The sequence below is a fragment of the Lyngbya sp. CCY1209 genome (assembly GCF_035615495.1).
Taxonomy (GTDB): domain Bacteria; phylum Cyanobacteriota; class Cyanobacteriia; order Cyanobacteriales; family Microcoleaceae; genus Limnospira.
Map to the genome: position 1 here is coordinate 1 of NZ_JAJENU010000142.1, position 19,004 is coordinate 19,004.

At 57.3% G+C, this 19,004-nt stretch carries 19 protein-coding genes; 12 read left to right on the plus strand and 7 right to left on the minus strand.

Annotated features, from left to right (window positions below; translation table 11 throughout):
- Positions 1–447: 447 nt before the first annotated feature.
- Positions 448–780, plus strand: a complete 333-nt coding sequence (locus tag LKE08_RS01525) for a hypothetical protein (protein WP_324702425.1) — start codon at positions 448–450, stop codon at positions 778–780.
- Positions 781–1,077: 297 nt separating this feature from the next.
- Positions 1,078–1,269: a hypothetical protein gene (locus tag LKE08_RS01530; RefSeq protein WP_324702426.1), complete on the plus strand. Its 192-nt coding sequence runs from the start codon at positions 1,078–1,080 to the stop codon at positions 1,267–1,269.
- Between the two features lie 4 nt (positions 1,270–1,273).
- On the opposite strand, the gene LKE08_RS01535 is transcribed toward LKE08_RS01530, so the two are convergent.
- The 3 genes from LKE08_RS01535 to rimI form a co-directional block, all read right to left on the minus strand.
- Positions 1,274–1,615 carry a hypothetical protein gene (locus LKE08_RS01535; RefSeq protein ID WP_324702427.1) on the minus strand — a complete coding sequence of 114 codons (342 nt, stop codon included), beginning with the start codon at positions 1,613–1,615 and terminating at the stop codon, positions 1,274–1,276.
- 193 nt (positions 1,616–1,808) lie between these two features.
- Entirely contained in the window at positions 1,809–4,280 is a 2,472-nt protein-coding gene (locus LKE08_RS01540) for an ATP-dependent Clp protease ATP-binding subunit (RefSeq protein WP_324702428.1), read from the minus strand.
- Between the two features lie 595 nt (positions 4,281–4,875).
- The gene (gene rimI, locus LKE08_RS01545; RefSeq protein ID WP_324702429.1) at positions 4,876–5,505 is read right to left on the minus strand and encodes a ribosomal protein S18-alanine N-acetyltransferase; all 630 of its coding nucleotides are present in this window, start codon (positions 5,503–5,505) and stop codon (positions 4,876–4,878) included.
- 261 nt (positions 5,506–5,766) lie between these two features.
- On the opposite strand from rimI, the gene lysA reads away from it, so the two are divergent.
- The 3 genes from lysA to uppS all read left to right on the plus strand — a co-directional run bounded on the left by lysA (position 5,767) and on the right by uppS (position 8,949).
- Positions 5,767–7,161 carry a diaminopimelate decarboxylase gene (gene lysA / locus LKE08_RS01550; RefSeq protein ID WP_324702430.1) on the plus strand — a complete coding sequence of 465 codons (1,395 nt, stop codon included), beginning with the start codon at positions 5,767–5,769 and terminating at the stop codon, positions 7,159–7,161.
- Between the two features lie 112 nt (positions 7,162–7,273).
- Positions 7,274–8,191: a diadenylate cyclase CdaA gene (gene cdaA / locus LKE08_RS01555; RefSeq protein ID WP_324702431.1), complete on the plus strand. Its 918-nt coding sequence runs from the start codon at positions 7,274–7,276 to the stop codon at positions 8,189–8,191.
- Positions 8,188–8,949, plus strand: a complete 762-nt coding sequence (gene uppS / locus LKE08_RS01560) for a polyprenyl diphosphate synthase (RefSeq protein WP_324702432.1) — start codon at positions 8,188–8,190, stop codon at positions 8,947–8,949. The genes cdaA and uppS overlap by 4 nt, the downstream gene beginning before the upstream one ends.
- Before the next feature lie 168 nt (positions 8,950–9,117).
- Here uppS and LKE08_RS01565 read toward each other — a convergent pair whose 3' ends face one another.
- Entirely contained in the window at positions 9,118–9,390 is a 273-nt protein-coding gene (locus tag LKE08_RS01565; protein WP_324702443.1) for a DUF3143 domain-containing protein, read from the minus strand.
- A 15-nt stretch (positions 9,391–9,405) separates the two neighbouring features.
- Here LKE08_RS01565 and LKE08_RS01570 point away from each other — a divergent pair, with 15 nt between their 5' ends.
- Complete coding sequence (locus LKE08_RS01570; protein WP_324702433.1) at positions 9,406–9,531, plus strand: hypothetical protein; 126 nt, start codon at positions 9,406–9,408, stop codon at positions 9,529–9,531.
- Positions 9,532–9,550: 19 nt separating this feature from the next.
- Here LKE08_RS01570 and LKE08_RS01575 read toward each other — a convergent pair whose 3' ends face one another.
- Positions 9,551–10,093, minus strand: coding sequence for a J domain-containing protein (locus tag LKE08_RS01575; protein WP_324702434.1), 543 nt, complete (start codon positions 10,091–10,093; stop codon positions 9,551–9,553).
- A 36-nt stretch (positions 10,094–10,129) separates the two neighbouring features.
- Positions 10,130–11,896: a pentapeptide repeat-containing protein gene (locus LKE08_RS01580; protein WP_324702435.1), complete on the minus strand. Its 1,767-nt coding sequence runs from the start codon at positions 11,894–11,896 to the stop codon at positions 10,130–10,132.
- Between the two features lie 435 nt (positions 11,897–12,331).
- Between LKE08_RS01580 and LKE08_RS01585 the strand changes: the two genes are divergently transcribed.
- On the plus strand, positions 12,332–12,775 hold the full coding sequence (locus LKE08_RS01585; RefSeq protein WP_324702436.1) for a hypothetical protein: 444 nt from the start codon (positions 12,332–12,334) through the stop codon (positions 12,773–12,775).
- A 276-nt stretch (positions 12,776–13,051) separates the two neighbouring features.
- Here LKE08_RS01585 and LKE08_RS01590 read toward each other — a convergent pair whose 3' ends face one another.
- On the minus strand, positions 13,052–13,570 hold the full coding sequence (locus LKE08_RS01590; protein ID WP_324702437.1) for a phycobiliprotein lyase: 519 nt from the start codon (positions 13,568–13,570) through the stop codon (positions 13,052–13,054).
- Positions 13,571–13,821: 251 nt separating this feature from the next.
- On the opposite strand from LKE08_RS01590, the gene LKE08_RS01595 reads away from it, so the two are divergent.
- The 5 genes from LKE08_RS01595 (at position 13,822) to LKE08_RS01615 (ending at position 18,846) form a co-directional block, all read left to right on the plus strand.
- Positions 13,822–14,025, plus strand: a complete 204-nt coding sequence (locus LKE08_RS01595; protein ID WP_324702438.1) for a DUF2862 domain-containing protein — start codon at positions 13,822–13,824, stop codon at positions 14,023–14,025.
- 162 nt (positions 14,026–14,187) lie between these two features.
- Positions 14,188–15,279, plus strand: coding sequence for an ArsA family ATPase (locus tag LKE08_RS01600; RefSeq protein WP_324702439.1), 1,092 nt, complete (start codon positions 14,188–14,190; stop codon positions 15,277–15,279).
- Positions 15,280–15,301: 22 nt separating this feature from the next.
- Complete coding sequence (gene chlG / locus LKE08_RS01605) at positions 15,302–16,309, plus strand: chlorophyll synthase ChlG (protein ID WP_324702440.1); 1,008 nt, start codon at positions 15,302–15,304, stop codon at positions 16,307–16,309.
- Between the two features lie 57 nt (positions 16,310–16,366).
- On the plus strand, positions 16,367–18,511 hold the full coding sequence (locus tag LKE08_RS01610) for a penicillin-binding protein 1A (protein ID WP_324702441.1): 2,145 nt from the start codon (positions 16,367–16,369) through the stop codon (positions 18,509–18,511).
- Positions 18,512–18,642: 131 nt separating this feature from the next.
- Positions 18,643–18,846 (plus strand): hypothetical protein, encoded by a 204-nt coding sequence (locus LKE08_RS01615; protein ID WP_324702442.1) that lies wholly within the window; start codon positions 18,643–18,645, stop codon positions 18,844–18,846.
- The last annotated feature ends 158 nt before the right edge of the window (positions 18,847–19,004 follow it).

The window sequence follows — 19,004 nt, forward strand, 5'->3', positions numbered from 1 at the left end:
TGATCGTCGATTGGGAAACACCGTTTTTATTGGGACTGATACTTAATGTAATAATTGATTACTAAATGCGTACTTATGTAACCATAAGAGAATTTTTGTAAAAAATAAGCAAAGATGCTCAAAAATATCAGATAATATGCTTGACTTTAGATTTTGTGAAGTATTTGATGGGCGATCGGCATTAACCAAGCCTGGAAGTCATGCTCTAGCTATGCTTTTAAGCTACTCGCAGGATTGTAAGTGATCGCTCAGAGTGTGAGGAATTTAGAGTCTAACCTACATTTCAAAGGCTGGGTCTAGAACGAGTGATTTACAAAAGCTAAACCACTACTGGTAGTGTGTCAGTCTTTATACTGATGCTATCAGTCGAGTTTGAAAGTCGAGCCAAAGTGCCATCCATAGTGATGCGAAATGTGGGGTATTTTGCACGGCACTAGGAGTTTAGGTATGAATTTAAACGCCATTAAAAACAAGACACTTGGAGATCTACTTCAACATCCTTTGATTCAAAAATTTGGCCGGATTATAGTCTTTTTTTTGTTGATACAAATTCTTCTCTTTAAACTGAGTGGAGCAGTACGGAGTACATGGTTTTCGGTCGAACAGGCGATTTTGCCTCACAGTGAAACAACCACAGACATCAGAAACATCATAATTGGCGAACTCCAAGAAATGAATCAACTGACAACTACTCAAATGTCTACTAAAGCCACAGTAGATGTTAAAGACGAACGAAATTTTTTAGGTGGCGTGCCATTAGGTGACACTCATAAGGAATAAGCTGATGTAAACCAAAGATCTGGTGGGTTACGGTGCAATTCTATCAATCTTGAGAATTTTCCCGAAATCACCGCAGCACCTAACCCACCCTACCAAATAACTGCTGGGTTGGTAATCATGTTCTGAGTTAAAATATATGAGGAAATTACATGATTTATAGATTAATTGTGATTTCTTTTTTATCTTTATTTTTGTTTTTTGGAAGTTGGCAAAGACCGGCGATCGCATTTTCATCCGGATTGACAACGGATTTTTTTCATCAAATATCGATCATGTTAATGGTCGAAACAGATTGTAATGACTGTGCATACTGTGATGCTTGTGAAGGAAAATATTGTGCCGAATGTGATGACTGTTATACCTGCGATGAAAGTCAAAACTGTTCGGATTGTGCTGATTGTTATGGCTGTGAAGGATATGAATGTGCGGAATGTTCCGAATGTGAATCTTGTAGCATTCCATCAAGCCATTGAAGAAGATATAGCCTAACAACTTAAATGATTCTCGTTATCTTCGCCAACGCCATCAACGCTTCCAGACGCCTGACTCGTCGCTGTTCTAATAAGTCTTCATAACGAATCAATTCCCGATGTTCGGCTTCGCTGAGTTTGCCGCATTCACACCGATCGCGCAACGTATTTAAACGAACCGACTCATCTTCCGGCAGGCGATCGCGAATCACCTCAAGCAACTGTATTTCTTCCGCACTCGTCGGATTTTGCTGCGGCGGTTCCGTCAAACATTCCAACAGTTGGACGACGGCACTTAATTTTTCGGGAGAGAGTTGCCCGATCAGGGCGATCGCTTTTTGGCGAAGATCGGCAGTCGGAATCATTGACCGTCCCAAATTATGGCTAATTCACACTTCAGCATTTCGGATTGGCTCCCCTCGCCCCGAATTGGGAGAGGTGCCCCTGTGGTTAATTTTTCCAATCACAAAAAGTAAAGGACCCAGCGAACGCTGAATCCTTCAAAAATCTCTGCTCCCGGAAAGGGGAGGAAATCCTCCCGCCCCTTCCCAATTTCAATTAGTCGGCGACTTGGGGAAGCAGTTCCCGCTTCTCGCCGGAAGAAACCGTCACCTGTCCGCCTTCGTCCACATCGACGATCGCGGTATCGCCCTCTTTGATGCGTCCGGAGAGGATCTCCTCGGCCAGACTATCTTCGAGCAGGCGCATGATCGCGCGACGCAGGGGACGGGCGCCGTAGCTGGGGTTGTAGCCCTCTTCCACCAGGCGCTCCTTGAAGCGATCGGTCACTTCCAGGGTGATACCCTTTTCGGTGAGACGGCCGAACACCTCGTTGAGCATGATCACCGCGATTTCCTTCACCTCGTCCTTGGTGAGCTGGCGGAAGACGATGATCTCGTCGAGACGGTTGAGGAATTCCGGGCGGAAGTATTGCTTCAGTTCCTCGTTCACCAAGCTGCGGATGCGGTTGTACTGGGCATCGGCTTGGTTTTCCTCGAACTCGAACCCGAGTCCGCCGCCGCCCTTTTCAATCACCTTCGACCCGATGTTGGAGGTCATGATGATCAGGGTGTTCTTGAAGTCCACCGTGCGGCCCTTGGCATCCGTCAGGCGCCCGTCTTCCAAAATCTGCAACAGCATATTGAAGACATCGGGGTGGGCCTTTTCGATTTCGTCGAACAGCACCACAGTGTAGGGCCGGCGCCGCACCGCTTCGGTGAGCTGTCCGCCCTCGTTGTAGCCGACGTATCCGGGGGGGGAACCGATCAGCTTGGAAACGGTGTGTCGCTCCATGAATTCGGACATATCCAAGCGGATCATCGCCTCTTCCGAACCAAAGAAGTAGGTCGCCAGGGATTTGGTCAGCTCGGTCTTACCGACGCCCGTGGGGCCGGAGAAGATGAAGCTGGCGATCGGCCGGTTGGGGTTCTTGAGTCCCACCCGGGCGCGGCGGATGGCGCGGGAGACGGCCTTCACCGCCTCTTCCTGGCCGATCAGACGCTGGTGGAGGGTGCCCTCCATGTGCAGCAGTTTTTCGGACTCGGACTCGGTGAGCTTGTTCACCGGGATGCCGGTCCAACTGGCGACGATTTGGGCGATGTCCTCTTCCGTCACCATCGGGGAGTCGTCCTCGTCGGTGCGGGTTTCGGATTTTTTGCTCTGGGCGATCGCGCGAATTTGGGATTTGATCTCCATTTCGCGATCGCGCAGTTCCCCGGCCCGGTCGAAGTCCTGGGAGCGCACGGCATCGTCCTTCTCCTTGAGCACCTGCCGCAGTTCCTTATCCAGTTCCTTGGCGGCGGGGGGCAGTTGGGAGTTGATCAGCCGCACCCGGGACCCAGCTTCGTCGATCAGGTCGATCGCCTTGTCGGGGAGGTAGCGATCGCTGATGTAGCGATCGGACAGTTTCGCCGCGGCCTCCAACGCCTCGTCCACAATTTTGAGCTTGTGGTGCTGCTCGTAGCGTTCCCGCAACCCGTAGAGGATCTCGACGGTTTCCGACACCGAGGGTTCGCCCACCATCACGGGCTGGAACCGGCGCTCCAGGGCCGCGTCCCGCTCGATGTGCTTGCGGTATTCGTCCAGGGTGGTGGCGCCGATGCACTGGAGTTCGCCCCGGGCCAAGGCCGGCTTCAGGATGTTGGCCGCGTCGATCGCCCCTTCGGCGGCTCCGGCCCCGATCAGGGTGTGCACCTCGTCGATGACCAGGATGACGTTCCCCGCCGAGCGGATCTCGTCCATGATCTTCTTGAGCCGTTCCTCAAATTCGCCCCGGTACTTGGTGCCGGCGACCAACAGGCCGATGTCGAGGGTGACGACCCGCTTTTCTTCCAGGATGTCGGGCACGTCGTTCTGGGCGATGCGCTGGGCCAATCCCTCCGCGATCGCCGTCTTGCCCACACCTGGCTCCCCGATCAGCACCGGGTTGTTTTTCGTCCGCCGGCCGAGAATCTGGATCACCCGCTCGATTTCCTTCTGCCTGCCAACCACGGGGTCGAGCTTGCCTTCGGCGGCCATCTGGGTCAGGTTGGAACCGAACTCGTCCAGGGTCGGGGTCTTGGTGCGGCTGCCGCCGCCCCCGGCCGTCACTTCCGCCGTTTCTCCCAGCATCCGGATCACTTGGGTGCGGACCTTCGTCAGGTCAACCCCCAGGTTTTCCAGAACCCGGGCGGCGACGCCCTCCCCTTCCCGGATCAGGCCCAGGAGCAAGTGCTCCGTGCCGATATAATTGTGTCCGAGTTGGCGGGCTTCTTCCAACGAGAGTTCCAGAACCCGCTTGGCGCGAGGGGTGAACGGAATTTCGACAGCAACGAACCCGGAGCCGCGGCCGATGATTTTTTCGACCTCGATCCGGGCATCTTTGAGGTTGACCCCCATCGATTTGAGGACTTTGGCGGCGACGCCGGTCCCCTCGCCGATCAGACCCAGGAGGATCTGCTCGGTACCCACGAAGTTGTGTCCCAGGCGGCGTGCTTCCTCCTGGGCCAACATGATCACCTTAATGGCTTTTTCTGTGAAGCGTTCAAACATGGCTAATTCCCATCACCTGCTGCATCATGCCCGTATGCTAATTCTAGCGTGATACTTTGGACTCCCGAAAAATTAAATGTTGATAAAGTTTTCAAAATTGGCTGGATTCATGTTTAATTTTCCTGGGGTCGGTGGATCGGTTCAGACGGTCTGATTCCCGGCAATTGAGAGATCCCAATTGGGGGGGGAGTGACTGAACGGACTCCCGAAGATTGCGAGGATGGCAATCTCCATTTAAACCCCTTTCCCGGCGGTCGATGAACCCATTCAAATCGGCACTTTTACCCAGTTCATTCGCGGTTTCCGGATTGGTGTCGGAGATAGGATGGAGGCAATCCCCACCGGCTTCTCCGCCGGAATCGCCAATGAAAGGTTCGAGCGAGTGTCCCGCCGCCACCCGATTTCGGGCCGGAAATTGCCGGGGCGTTCGGTTGATTAGAGATAACCTACTCGAAATCGAATTTTCATTCTGTATCGTGGTTGTCTCTCTTTCCACCCGAACATTCGCTATACCCGACGGTATCGCGTCTGATTTACTGATGGATTCTAGCATACCGTTTTGGAGAACTGCGGGATCGGCGATCGCCCGCCCGGTTCAGGGGAGAGAGCCGGACTCCCGGGAGCGATCGCGGAGAAATTCCCGAAATTCGGCCGATTGCAATCCCCCGAGCCACAAAATCAGGGCATCTTCCCCGGTGTCGGCGTAGTAGCCCCGGCGGGTGCCGGCGACTTGGAAGCCGAACCGTTCGTAGAGGGCGATCGCGATCGCGTTGGAGGCGCGGACTTCCAGGGTCGCCCGGGCCAGCCCCCGCCGTCGGGCCGACTCCAACAGCGCCCGCAGCAGGGTTTTCCCCAGCCCCAATTTTCGATAATCGGGGTGGACTGCCAGCAGGGTGATGTGGGCTTCGTCCAAAATCGCCCACAGGCAACCCATCCCCACGACGGGGGGCGGATCGGAAATCGCGACTCGCGGGGACGGTATTCCCTCAAATGTCTCTCCCCCCGGTTGGGAGGTCCAAACTAAAATGTCGCTGTTGGGACTCTCGAGTTCTCGCCGATAGCCTTCCAGGGTCCATAATCCCCCCAGACAGAGGTGATCGAGTTCCGCCACTTCCCCCAACAATTCCGGGGTCAAAAATTTCAGTTCCAAACCCGTCACGATCCCCCCATTCGGCATCAACATCTGGTCAGAAATTTGGTACGATCGCAGATGCAGTCCCGACACCTTTCGGAATCCGGCTGTCCGCAGCGGGAATCTCCGCCGCGCCCGGCCCCAGATCGGGTTCGAGGTCGGCAAGGGCGAATCGAAGGGGTCCGGGGATTTTAGATTTTAGATTTTAGATTCTTCCCCGTTCGGCGACTGCCCTGCTCTCCCGTTTCTTCCCCTAATACCGACTCCCTAATACCGACTCCCGACTCCCAACTCCCGCCCCCAGCGCGAACTGCCTCGAATTGTACAGTGGTTGCAACCCAATAGAGACGACAAGTGGAAAATTCTGGACTTCAGTACCTGCCCAACCCGACCGATCCCCAACTGGAGCGATCGCCCAATCAAGAACTCCTCCCCCTGACGGCGCGGGTCAACTCCCAAAATCGCCTGGAAATCGGGGGGTGTGACGTCGCCCAACTGGTAGACCAATTCGGCTCGCCCCTCTACATTTTGGACGAAACCACGGTCCGCACCGCCTGCCGTCAGTACCGGGACGCCTTGAAAAAATACTACCCCGGCGAATCCCTCGTCCTCTACGCCTCCAAAGCCTGGAACTGTCTCGCCCTGTGCGCCCTGGTCGCGTCCGAGGGGCTGGGGATTGATGTGGTCTCCGGGGGCGAACTCTACACCGCCCTAGAAGCCGGGGTGAGTCCCGATCGCCTCTATTTGCACGGCAACTACAAATCCCGTTCCGAGCTGCAATTGGCGATCGAAAACGGCTGCACCGTCGTCGCCGACAACTGGCTCGACCTCAACAACCTGGTTGAACTCAGTTCCGAACGCTCGCCGAAAGCCCCGATCCCGGTGATGGTGCGGTTCACCCCCGGCATCGAATGCCACACCCACGAATACATCCGCACCGGCCACCTGGACAGCAAATTCGGGTTCGACCCCAACCAACTCGACGAGGTGTTTTCCTTCCTGGCCGGCCAACCCTCCCTGTCGGGCAACGGCATCCACGCCCATATCGGCTCCCAAATTTTTGAACTCCAACCCCACCAAGATCTCGCCGCGGTGCTGGCGGAAACCGTCGGGAAAGCCAGCCAGTACGGCCTGAACATCACCGAAGTCAACGTCGGGGGCGGTTTGGGCATCCGGTACACCGAAGCCGACGATCCCCCCAGCATCGAAGCCTGGGTGAGTGCGATCGCCAAATCCCTCGCCGACGCCTGCCGGGGCAAAAATCTCCCCCTGCCCAAACTCCTGTGCGAACCCGGGCGCTCCATCGTCGGCCCGGCCTGCGTCACGGCCTACACTGTCGGCCCCCGCAAGGAGATCCCCGACTTGCGAACCTACATTTCCGTGGATGGGGGGATGTCCGACAACCCCCGCCCCATCACCTATCAATCCGTCTACCGGGTGGTGGTGGCCAACCGGATGGCCGACCCCCTGGCCGAAACCGTCACCGTGGCGGGGAAACACTGCGAATCCGGGGATATCGTGGTCAAAGATGCCCGCCTCCCCGCGAATTGTCGGGTGGGTGATATCTTGGTGGTGATGGGCACGGGCGCCTACAATTACAGCATGGCCTCCAACTACAACCGACTCCCCCGCCCCTCCGCCGTCCTCGTCGGGGATGGCGAGAGCCATATCATTCTGGAGCGGGAGACCTATTCAGACTTGATCCGGCAGGATCGGCTGCCGAACCAATTGCGCCCGGATTCCCCGTAATGTCGATCGCGGGCCGGACATCGAGTTCCGTTCCCCTTGCGGCCGATGGCGATCGCCCGTCCCCCAGGATGCGATCGTCCCCCCCTAGCACTCTCAACCTCATCACGATTCAATGAGTTCGGGTCAAAGTCAAGACCCCGCCTGGATTCAGTCCTGGTTGGTTAACAGCATCGATATCGGACTGGTCTTTGCCGTCGCCTATATCGTCCTCGTGATCATAGGAGAACGCCGCACCCTCTGGATGGTTCGGGGTTTCATCATCCTCATGCTCGCAACGGCGATCAGCAATTGGGCGAATCTGAGGCTGCTTTATATCGCCCTGAACAGTCTGGTAACGGGGTCCGCCGTGGCGATGGCCGTGATGCTCCAGTCGGAATTCCGGCAATTTCTCGAACAGTTGGGGCGGGGGGAGGTGCTGCAACTGTTCGGCCGCGGCCGCAAAGTGATCCCCGAACCCGACGGCGTGATCGATCAGATCGTGGAGGCCGTCAAAGAACTCTCCCAAAACCGCATCGGTGCCCTGATCGTGATCGAAACCGGCAGTCCCATCGACGAGCGGGATTTTTCCGTCCCCGGCGTCCGGTTGAATGCGGAAGTGACGCGGGAACTCCTGCAGACGATCTTTCAACCCAAAACCCTCCTCCACGACGGGGCTGTTTTAATTCGGGCCTCCCGGGTGGCGGCCGCCGGGGTGATTCTTCCCCTGTCCGAACGCATGGCGTCGCGGCAGTTGGGCACCCGACACCGGGCCGCAATGGGAATAACAGAACGGGTCGCCAAATGCCTGTGCATCGTGGTTTCGGAAGAGACGGGTTCGATTTCCCTGGCCGAGAAAGGAACCCTGAACCGACCCCTGACGAGCAGTAAACTGAAGGAATTATTGGAAGCCCGTTCGTTTCCCTCGGCAGAAGAAAGAACCGCCACCCCAATTTCGATCGGCTCTCTCAAACGCCAGATAGGATTGAAGGGATGGGCATTTATATCCCAGGTGTTCCGTCTTCGTTCATCAGCTTCGCGAGAAAAAAAATGAGTGCAAAGCCAAGGGTTGTACATGAGTTGCCAACCGACCTGGACCGAAACCGACTCCCCCGCCACGTCGCCGTCATCATGGACGGCAACGGCCGATGGGCTAAACGGCGGGGACTGCCGCGGACGATGGGCCATCGCCGGGGCGTCGATGCGCTCAAAGCCTTACTCCGCTACTGCCGGGACTGGGGCGTGGAAGCGCTCACGGCCTACGCCTTTTCGACGGAAAACTGGGGCCGGCCCCTAGAGGAGGTGGAGTTTTTGATGGCGCTGTTCGAGCGGGTGCTGATGCGGGAACTCCGGGAAATGATGGAGGAGGAGGTCAGAATTCGCTTCGTGGGCAATTTGCAGGCGCTCCCGGCTTCTTTGCAGGAAAAGATCGCCCTGTCGATGGAGGAAACCCGCGACAACCGGGGGATCTGGTTCACCGTGGCGACCAATTACGGGGGGCGGGAAGAAATTATTCGGGCCTGCCGGACGATCGCCGCCCAAGTCCTGCGGGGGGAAATCGAACCGGAGGCGATCGACGAATCGCTGTTTGAAAAACACCTCTACACGGCGGGGATCTGCCATCCCGATTTGCTGATCCGCACCAGCGGGGAACTCCGGATCAGCAACTTCTTATTGTGGCAGATGGCCTACGCCGAAATCTACGTCACCGATACCCTGTGGCCGGACTTCGATCGCACCGAATTCTACCGCGCCCTGTCCTCCTACCAAAAGCGCGAACGCCGCTTCGGCAAAGTCGGAAGCCGGGAATAATTAACAATTAATAATTAATAATTAACAATTAATAATTGTTGGTTGTTAATGATCTCCCCTATTTGATCGCGCCCTCTGCTCCGACCCGAAGCGCGATCGCCACTTCGGCCCAGTCGGGAGCCGGGAATCGGGCATTTTTGACTTTTGACTTTTGACTTTTGACTTGATCTAGGGTCCGGAGAAAACGGCTTCTTCGATGTCTCGGCGGCTGAGGGAATATTTGAACGCCCGCTGGATGTCCTGGCCGTCGGCACCGGCGCCGATGTAGCAGACCGTGATTTGGTCGATATCCAGCCACAGGTCGGCTTTCCAGGTCGGCCGCTCCACCTGCCAGTAGTGGCGCTCTTTGCTGTCCTGGTGTCCGCCGAGGTCGCGGAGCCAGTCTTCGATTTCCGGGAGCGGGTGGTTGTAGAGGGGGGTGCTGGGGTCAGTTCGGGTCATCATTATTAATCGAGAATGAATGGTATTTCAAAATTGAACGGCGTTTCAAAATTGGGGGAAATTATCCCGACGGGGAAGCGATCGCGTCCCATCAAGTCCGGAAAAATCGTTTTGATCAAAACGATTTCTATCATTCACTAACCAGAAATCTGGCCGATCGCTAATGATCCGAACTCGAGATCAGGTGCACCTGCGGGGGTTGAATGGGTGCGATCGCCACGTCCGACCGCATCCCGGCGACGGCGACGGCCAAAGCCAAGCACAGCAGCAAACTCCCCGCCATCATCAACACGGCGAACAATTCGCCCGCCGAGAGGGGGCGGTCGGTGGGGTCGAGGTAGGCGGCGCGGCTGTGCCGATCCCGGTGCGGGTGGCGGGGACGGTTCAAGTCAGCGGGGACTTGAATAACATTGTGACGGGAGTAACCGATGGTGCGATCGTAGGCCTGACGGCGTTCCGGATTGCTCAGGGTTCCGTAGGCTTCGTTCAACAGTTGAAATTTAGCCTTGGCGATCGCTTCCGATAGCTCCGTCGTATCGGGGTGGTAGCGCTTGCTCAGAGTCCGGTAAGCCCGCCGAATTTCGATGGGCGACGCGGAGGGGTGCAAGCCCAACACCCCATAGTAACGGTCGGTGAGGGCCGGGTGCTCACGGGCAGCCCGACTGCGATACTGTTTTCGTGATGCTGCTCTCTCTTGTGTCACGGCAGCTTGTCCCAAAATTGACGTTATTTTTGTAGATTATTCTAATGCATCTCGATGCCCGACGCCCGACTCGCGACTCCCGCCCCCCTGCGAACTGACCGGGGGGGACTGCCAGTGGCGGATCGCCGTCACGATAAAAATGGCGACGGGGCGATCAAGGACGTCCAGGAGGCGGTCGGGGTCGATCGCCCGCAGGGATTCGATCCGATCCGGGTTTTGGGGATCGGTTTCCAACTCTCGGATCACCGCCGCGGCCAATTGCATCTGTTCCGAAGTGCAGGTCATGGGGTGGGACGGTTCCACCGCCTCGATGATGCGTTCGAGGGCGGCGATCGCTTCGGCTTGGTGGTCGAGGTCGATGGTGTCGGCGGGCGGGGGGGCCGGGACTTCGCCTCGAAGGTTAGCTTTTTGCAGCAGGGAGTGATAGAGGTTTTGATACCAGCGATCGCGCAATTGGGCGAAGATGAACCCAACAAATTCCCCCGCTTCAAAATTTTGGTTCCAGTCAGGGGGCTGACGTCGGGGGTTGCGATCGGGACTGTCCTCGCCGGGAAACCGCATGAAAATATAGTCGCAGCGCACCTCCCGCAGTTGGGTTTTCAGGGTGATGCCCCAGTCCTCGACGTAGGCCCCGGTCAAAATCGCCCCGCCCAGGTCGGCCCGGTCCAACCGGGTTCTCACCAACTTGGCGCCGAGGAGATTCGCCCCCCGCAGGTCGGCCAAATTCAAGTCCGTCCCGATGAAACTGGCGCCGAGAAGGTTTGCCCCCTGTAGGTTCACCCCCCGCAGGTCGGCCCCGTCGAAGCTTTCCCCCGCCCCCCGACCCGTCCTGACGAGCGATCGGATGCGGGGATCGGCCAAATAGGAAGTCCCCGGGCGCACGGAGTCCAGGCCTTTGGTTTTCAGCCAGCAGGTGCGGGTCAAAATCGCCCACTGCAGGTCCACGTCCTGAAGCACGGCGTTCGTAAAATCGGCATCGGTCAAATTGGCGCCTCGGAAACAGGTCCCCCCCGTCGCGGCCAGGAGGGTGGCGGTATTGCGAATTCGGATATGTTGGGGGTCGCCCCGGACGGCGCGACGGCCGATCGCATCGAATAACAGGGTCAGGCCCGAGGCGATCGCGATCGCCACCAATGCCAAGGGTCCGGAAATGTAGAGGGCGATGGCGCCGGAAATCATCGCCACGGCGGCCACCCGGGCCAGGGAAAACGTCACCGCCACCGATCGCGCCACCGTCGTCGCCACGGCGAAGGCCACCGCCAGGACGAAAGCCAGCGCCCCCGTAAATCCCACGAAGGCCCCGGCCACGGCGAAGGCCCCGGCCACCGTCGCCACCCCGGCCAGTCCCGCGATCGCCCCCACCGTCACCCCCAGGCCCGCCACCGCCAGAGCCGTCCCCACGGCCTTCAGACTCGCGCCGATCCCCCGCCGTAAAGCTAGGGCTAGAAACGCAGCCCCCGAAATCAGGGCGATCCAGAGGACGAGGGTATCTTCCGCACTCGACAGGTTGAATACCAGCAGCAGGCCGTAACCGGCCAGTACCCACCCCAGTCCCGCGACCACCGACAGCAGCCACAGCAGCGTCACCCACACCGTCGCCCCGACCCGGTGCAGCCCCGCCTTGGCCCCGCGAAATTTGGTATTTTTGAGGACGGCGCCCCGGAAGTTCGCCCCCCGGATGTCGGCGTAGCTAAAATCGGCGCCCGACAGGTTTTGATTTTTGAAGGATTGACCCCGGAGATTCTGCCCCTGGAAATCCCTCCGACCTTTGGCATAGAGCTTCAATACCTGACGGGCTTTCATCTGGTTTTTTCCATAGATTTGAAACCGCAATCATCGGGTTCTGAGAACCGTCGATACCCATGGGAGCGGCCCTTCGGCACGGGTTCCGGGGTCGCGATATCGGGCGATCGCGGCGATCGCAACTGATAGAGCTATTAGCTCTCAGTTTTCAGCCATCAGCACGGGTCGATCGCCCATGATTGGGAGATCTTGGCATTGAGTGATGTCCGAACCATCTTGGCTGTTACTATATAGCATTACGAGAGTCGGTTCAGACCGAACCGAACTCCTCAAACCCTGCTCCGCGAAGCGCACCTATCCGCGAAGCGCACCTCTCGGCGGGAATTTGACATCCGCTGATTGCTGAAAGCTGATAACTTACTGCTATACAATGGGTTGGACTCAGGTGTTGCCCTTCTGGGATAACAAATCTGTTGACACTCCGCAAGTATCCGGATGAATAATATTAGTGACTCCGCTCAGTTAAAGCCGTTCCAATGTTTCATGGGCCACTGGGAAGGGCTGTGCATGACCTTCGATGCCGGGGGGAATTTTCTGGAATCCGCCGCCGTCCACCTCCGGGCTGATTGGCTTTCTGATACGGTTTGGCGCTTTCAAGAAACTTGGGATAATCTTTACGGATTTGGAAAGGCCGAGTTCGACATCAATTTGACGGTGGAAGGAAAAACCTGTTTTGGAGCCGATGAAAAGGTGTCAATTACGGGAATTGGAATCACGCCGGAAAACTATGTGTTTACGATCGAGAGCAAGATCTCTCAAGCGATCGTTTACAACAATCATTATTTCCTGAATTCCCAACAGCGCCGGGTGATCACTCACAAATTGCGGGAGGGAAAAACCCATATTTTTCAGATCCAAGATTTCGGCCGGGTGGAATAATATCCGATCCTGTTATTGACCCGACAGACTCTCTCGATCGGGTGTAGGGTGTAGGGTGTAGGGTGTAGGGTGTAAAGGTCAATTTTCCCGAGGAGCGAAGACCGAAAATTGAACGGGCGGCGACGATCGCGATCGTCGCCCCACGCCACCATTTGTAGAAAGGGAGTCGGGAGTCGGGAGTCGGGAGTCGGGAAGCGGAGGAGTAGAGATGGCAAGAATCTAAAATCTAAAATCTAAAATCTAAAATTCCCCTCCGCCCCTCCGCCCCATCCCCCCTCACTTCGATATCATGCGGATTTCCGAACAAAAAGAAGCCACCGTCATCCCGTCGGAATACTTCACCACGCTGGTCCGCAGGCGCAAATTGGGCATCAGATACCAGAGTCGTTCCTCGGCGGTAAATGTCTCCGACTCCATCCACACCGTCAAAACGTCGTCGTCTCCCATCGAATAGCGTCCGGCCAGAGATTGGGGATTTTTGCCCCCCTGCTGCAACATCCGACCTTCTCGGGGCCGATCGCGATCGGCCACCGGCACCAACACCGCCTCACCCACCTGCTTGTCCGTATTCGAGTCCACCGTCCCGTCCCAGGTCAGGTGCCACCCTGTCCCGGCCGTCGCCGGGGCGACCCCGTGGCGATCGCACAGTTGGGCCAGGGTTCCATCTTCGGGCCCGAGTAAGGCGATCGTCAAATTTGATTTACCCGCTTCGAGTGCCCCCGAAGTGAGATTGTGAACCGTGCGCTGGGAAAACCACTTCCCCGCACTCAACTCGAAAAATTCCAAAATGTCCATGAGCGTCTCTTGCACTAAAAACCGACACGGCGTCCGATGTCTAGCTTAGACACTCTCGGGACGTTAAGACAACTGGGGCGGGAGGCGGAGGAGGCGGCGCAAAGATGGGAAGAATCTAAAATCTAAAATCTAAAATCTAAAATTCCCGATTCCCTAATACCGACTCCCGACTCCCGACTCCCTAATTCTGGTGACGGATGCCCCGGGCTGATAAACTGTGGATTGGTTAATACCCAAGGAGAACACTGGAAGTGGCAATCGAAATCGGTCAACGAGTCAAGGTCTGCCGGATCAGAGATCGGATACCGGGCAACATCGTCAATGAGCTCAAACAAAATCCCTTCGGAACGGTGAAGGGCTTCAAAATGGTGGATGGCAGCGGCATCGGCTTCGTCGTCCAACTCGAAAATAGCTTGTCAACCTGGTTCTTTGAAGATGAACTAGAATCCGCCTAGTCCCCGAGCTCGGCGGGATGTGAACTCGGTGCGGGTATCTGCGACTGGCGTTTCCCCGCCCGAGTCTGCCAGAACCGGAAAAGGCCGCTACGATCAGTCAAAACTCAAATACTCCGCAAGTCAACCCGATATTTGTAAGCGATCGAGATAGGAAAGATATTGATGGCTCTGATTCTGACATTTTTAGGTAAGGGCGGTACAGGTCGGACGACGATCGCGATCGCCGCGGCGAAACGACTCGCGGCCGAAGGCAAGCGGGTGTTGCTCGCCACCCTGGATTCGGGGCCGGCTCCTGCTCTGTTGTTGGGAACCCCCTGGAGTACGACTCCCACGGAGATCGAACCCAACCTGAAAGCTGTCCAACTCAAAGCGGCGCCCCAACTTGAAAGCAGTTGGGAGGAACTCAAGAGGTTGGAGGCCGAATATTTGCGGACGCCCTTTTTTAAAAACGTCTACGGCCAGGAACTCGGCATTTTGCCGGGAATGGACGGTGCCCTGGCCCTGAATGCCCTGCGGGAATACGACGGCGGCGGGGAATACGATGCGATCGTTTACGACGGCAACGCCGGACTCGAAACCCTGCGGATGTTGGGGATGCCGGAAATCCTCAGTTGGTACATCCGGCGGTTTCGCCAAGTTTTTCTGGATTCGGATTTGGGCAAAACCCTGTCCCCCTTCGTTCAACCCATCGCCAGCGCGGTGTTGAGCGTGGACATTTCTGGGGACAACTTCGCCCAACCCACCGAAAAGGTGAACAATATGTTGGATGAGGGGAAAGCGGCCGTTTCCGACCCCACCCGGGTCGCGGCTTACCTCGTCACTACCGCAGACGAAGCTGCGATCGCCACGGCAAAATATTTCTGGGGCAGTGCCCAACAGGTGGGGCTGACCGTCGGGGGGGCGCTCCTCAACCGGGGAAGTGCCGGGGATGCGATCGCGGACGGCTTTTCTCCCCTATCCATTTCCACGATACCGGAGCGATCGGGGGATTGGATGCCCCTGATGGAGGCCCTCCCCGATTTCCGCCAAGCCACGGCGGCCCCCCGCTCCATCACCGTGGATGTCGATCGCCGCCAGGTCAGCCTCTTTTTGCCGGGATTCGACAAAAAACAGATCAAACTCACCCAATACGGCCCCGAACTCACCATCGAAGCGGGAGATCAGCGACGCAACATCCTGTTGCCCCCTTCCCTGAGCGGCAAACCCGTCACCGGCGCCAAATTCCAAAACAACTATCTGATCGTTTCTTTATAATCCCAATCATCGATAAAATACCATGACTGATTCTCCATCCCCCCAAACTCCCCCGGCGGATACCGCCGAGCCGAAACCCGAACCGCAGGGGTCGAAAACCCGCCAACTCCTGGGCATGAAAGGCGCGGCGACGGGCGAAACATCCATCTGGAAAATTCGCCTCCAACTGATGAAGCCCATCACCTGGATTCCCCTAATTTGGGGCGTGGTGTGCGGCGCGGCTTCCTCGGGGGGCTACACCTGGACCCCCGAAGACATCCTCAAGGCCGCCGCCTGTATGCTCATGTCCGGACCCCTGATGGCGGGTTACACCCAAACCCTCAACGACTTTTACGATCGCGATCTCGACGCCATCAACGAACCCTACCGCCCCATCCCCTCCGGCGCCATCTCCGTCCCCCAGGTGGTGACGCAGATCCTCGTCCTGTTGGGGGCTGGCATCGGCCTGTCCTACCTCCTCGACCTGTGGGCCGGACACGAGTTTCCGGTGGTGACGGTTTTGTGCGTCGGCGGCGCCTTCGTCTCCTACATCTATTCGGCCCCGCCCCTCAAACTCAAGAAAAATGGCTGGCTGGGGAACTACGCCCTCGGCGCCAGCTACATCGCCCTGCCCTGGTGGGCCGGACACGCTTTATTCGGCGAACTGACGCCCACCATTGTCATTTTGACCCTGTTTTACAGTTTGGCCGGGTTGGGCATCGCTGTGGTCAACGACTTCAAGAGCGTGGAGGGCGATCGGAAATTGGGGTTAAACTCCCTACCGGTCATGTTCGGGGTCGGAACCGCCGCCTGGATTTGCGTGCTGATGATCGACATTTTCCAAGCCGGGGTCGCCGTCTACCTGCTGACCATCCAACAAAACCTGTATGCGACCATCCTACTGCTGCTGGTCATCCCCCAAATTACTTTCCAGGATATGTACTTCCTCCGCAATCCTTTGGAAAATGATGTTAAATATCAGGCAAGCGCCCAACCCTTCCTCGTACTCGGTATGTTGGTTGTCGGGTTGGCTTTGGGTCATGCCGCCTAGATGCGCCAAACGCCCCGATTGTCGGGATGCGTTCCAAATTCACGTCGGGAGCCAACCGTGACCGAATTTCCCCAGAAAACCACCGACGACTCCATAGAGAGTCCCGAATCCCTCACTCCCGTCCCCGTGGATGAGAGTCCCGAATCTCCCCCACCCCTCGACTCGGAAGAATCGCCCGCCGTCGAGGCCTCACCTGCACCGCCATCGGGCACCGCCCACCGGTACAGGCAATTGGGCCGGTGGCTGGGGAAGCGCCGCCCCCGGTTTTGGGTGGCCGTGGGAGTCGCGGCCCTCGGGGGGGGTGCGATCGCCTGGGGGGGGTGGCAGTTTTACCGCCTCGAACAGAGTCTGCCGGAAATTTCTGACCTGGCGGCCTACAACCGGGAGGGAACCGTTACGATTAAAGCCGCCGACGGCACGATCTTGATGCAGACGGGGCCGGCGACGCGGGATAAGGTGACGCTGGAGGAAATTCCCGATCGCCTGGCCGAAGCTTTCATCGCCGTGGAAGACCGGCGGTTTTACGACCACAAGGGCATCGACTACCAGGGCATCGGGCGGGCGATCGCGGCTAATCTGATGGCCGGAGGCGTGGTCGAGGGGGGCAGCACCATCACCCAACAGTTGGCCCGGATCGTGTTTTTGGATCAGGAGCGCACCCTCACCCGCAAACTCAGGGAGGCGCTGCTGGCTCGAAAAATTGAGAAAACCCTGAGCAAGGAAGAGATCCTGGAGCGCTATTTGAATTTGGTGTATCTGGGGTCTGGCGCCTACGGGGTGGCGGATGCGGCCTGGGTGTACTTCAGCAAACCCGTCGGACAACTGACCCTCTCGGAGATGGCGATGTTGGCCGGGTTGCCCCCGGCGCCGAGCCAGTATTCCCCCCTGGTGGATTCGGAGGCGGCCCGCGATCGCCGTAATGTGGTGTTGCGCCGGATGCAGGAAACGGGCATCATTTCGGCCGATCGCGCCGATCTCCTCGTCGAACAGCCCTTGGAAATTAACCCCAGTTCCCCCAAACGCTTGCAGGTGCAGGCGCCCTATTTCACTAGCTTTGTCCAGAAGGAATTGCCCAAATATGTCTCGTCGGATGCGTTGGAGTTGGGGGGGCTGATCGTCGAGACGAGTTTGAATTTGGAGTGGCAGGAAATCGCCGAAGAGGTGGTGCAAGAAGCGGTGGAAATCGACGGGCGATCGGCCGGATTTGACCAGGCGGCTTTGGTGGCGATGGAGCCGAAAACCGGGGAGGTGAAGGCGATGGTGGGGGGCGCCGACTACGGCGAGAGCGAGTTCAACCGCGTCACCCAAGCCCACCGCCAGCCCGGATCGACGTTCAAGGGGTTGGTTTACGCCGCGGCGATCGGGGCCGGATTTTCCCCCTACGACAGCTACAAGGACGAACCCTACCGGGTGGATGGGTATCGCCCCCAAAACTACGGCAACAGTTATCGGGGTTGGCGATCGATGATCACCGCCCTCAGCAGTTCCGTCAATGTGGTGGCGGTCAAGGTGTTGATCGATGTCGGCTTCGACCCCACCATCAAACTCGCCCAGGACATGGGCATCCAGTCGGAACTCAAACCCACCTACTCCCTGGCGTTGGGCGCCTACGAAGTCACGTTATTGGAACTGACCAACGCCTACGGGACCCTGGCCGCGGAAGGGAAATATATCCCGGCCCACGGCATCCGCCGGGTTCTGAACCCCCAGGGAGAGGTGATCTACGACGCCAAGTTTCCCGGCAAGCAAGCCCTCGATCGCGATAGTGCGGCCATCACCACCTGGATGCTCGAAGGCGTGGTGGAAGGGGGGACCGGGACGGCGGCTTATTTGAGCGATCGCACCGTCGCGGGTAAAACGGGAACTTCGGAAGAAGCCCGGGATCTCTGGTTCGTCGGCTACATCCCTCAACTGGTGACGGGGGTGTGGCTGGGCAACGACAACAACGATCCCACCTGGGGCGCCAGCAGCACCGCCGCCTTCAACTGGCGTCAGTTCATGAGACGAGTCACTGAAGATCTGCCCGTGGAAGAGTTCCCGGAACTCCCCGACCTCGACAGCCACGAGGGTACGATCGAAGCCAAACCCCACCAGCCGAAATGGGTGCAGACGGGTTCGGCCGCCGTCCGCAAAGACGACGATGACTATTACAAATATTTCGGCAACTCCAACGACGGCTACTATCAGGACGATTACTATTAATTGATAATTGACAATTGAGGGTTATCAATTGACTTCCCGACTCCCGACTCCCGACTCCCGACTCCCACCCTCTCCCCGAGTCGCGCTAAAATTTGAAGTGTTGCAATCCCCCGGAGGAGATTCTCAAGTTTATGGACGAACTGACACCCATTTTTAATGAATTTACGAAAGAGCCGATCGCATTTTTGGGGGGGTTTGTCTCCAGCGTGCTGCGGCTCAATTTGTCGGACGATCCGGTGAAAACCTGGCTGGATCAGGAAGCCGGGACGACCTCGACTTATCCGAGCGATCGTGATAATAACGGCGGCGGCCCTCAATCGATTACAATTGAATAATTTTTAGAGACAGAAGAAACCGGGTTTCTAGAAGGGTTTTGGGTTCCCCACCGAGATCTAAAGAGAAACCCGGTTTCTAGAGATATAGCAACGAGCGCTCACGTGGTTACAGTTGAAATGGGGTCAGAAATTTTCAAACCCTTATAGAAAAGCCGTTT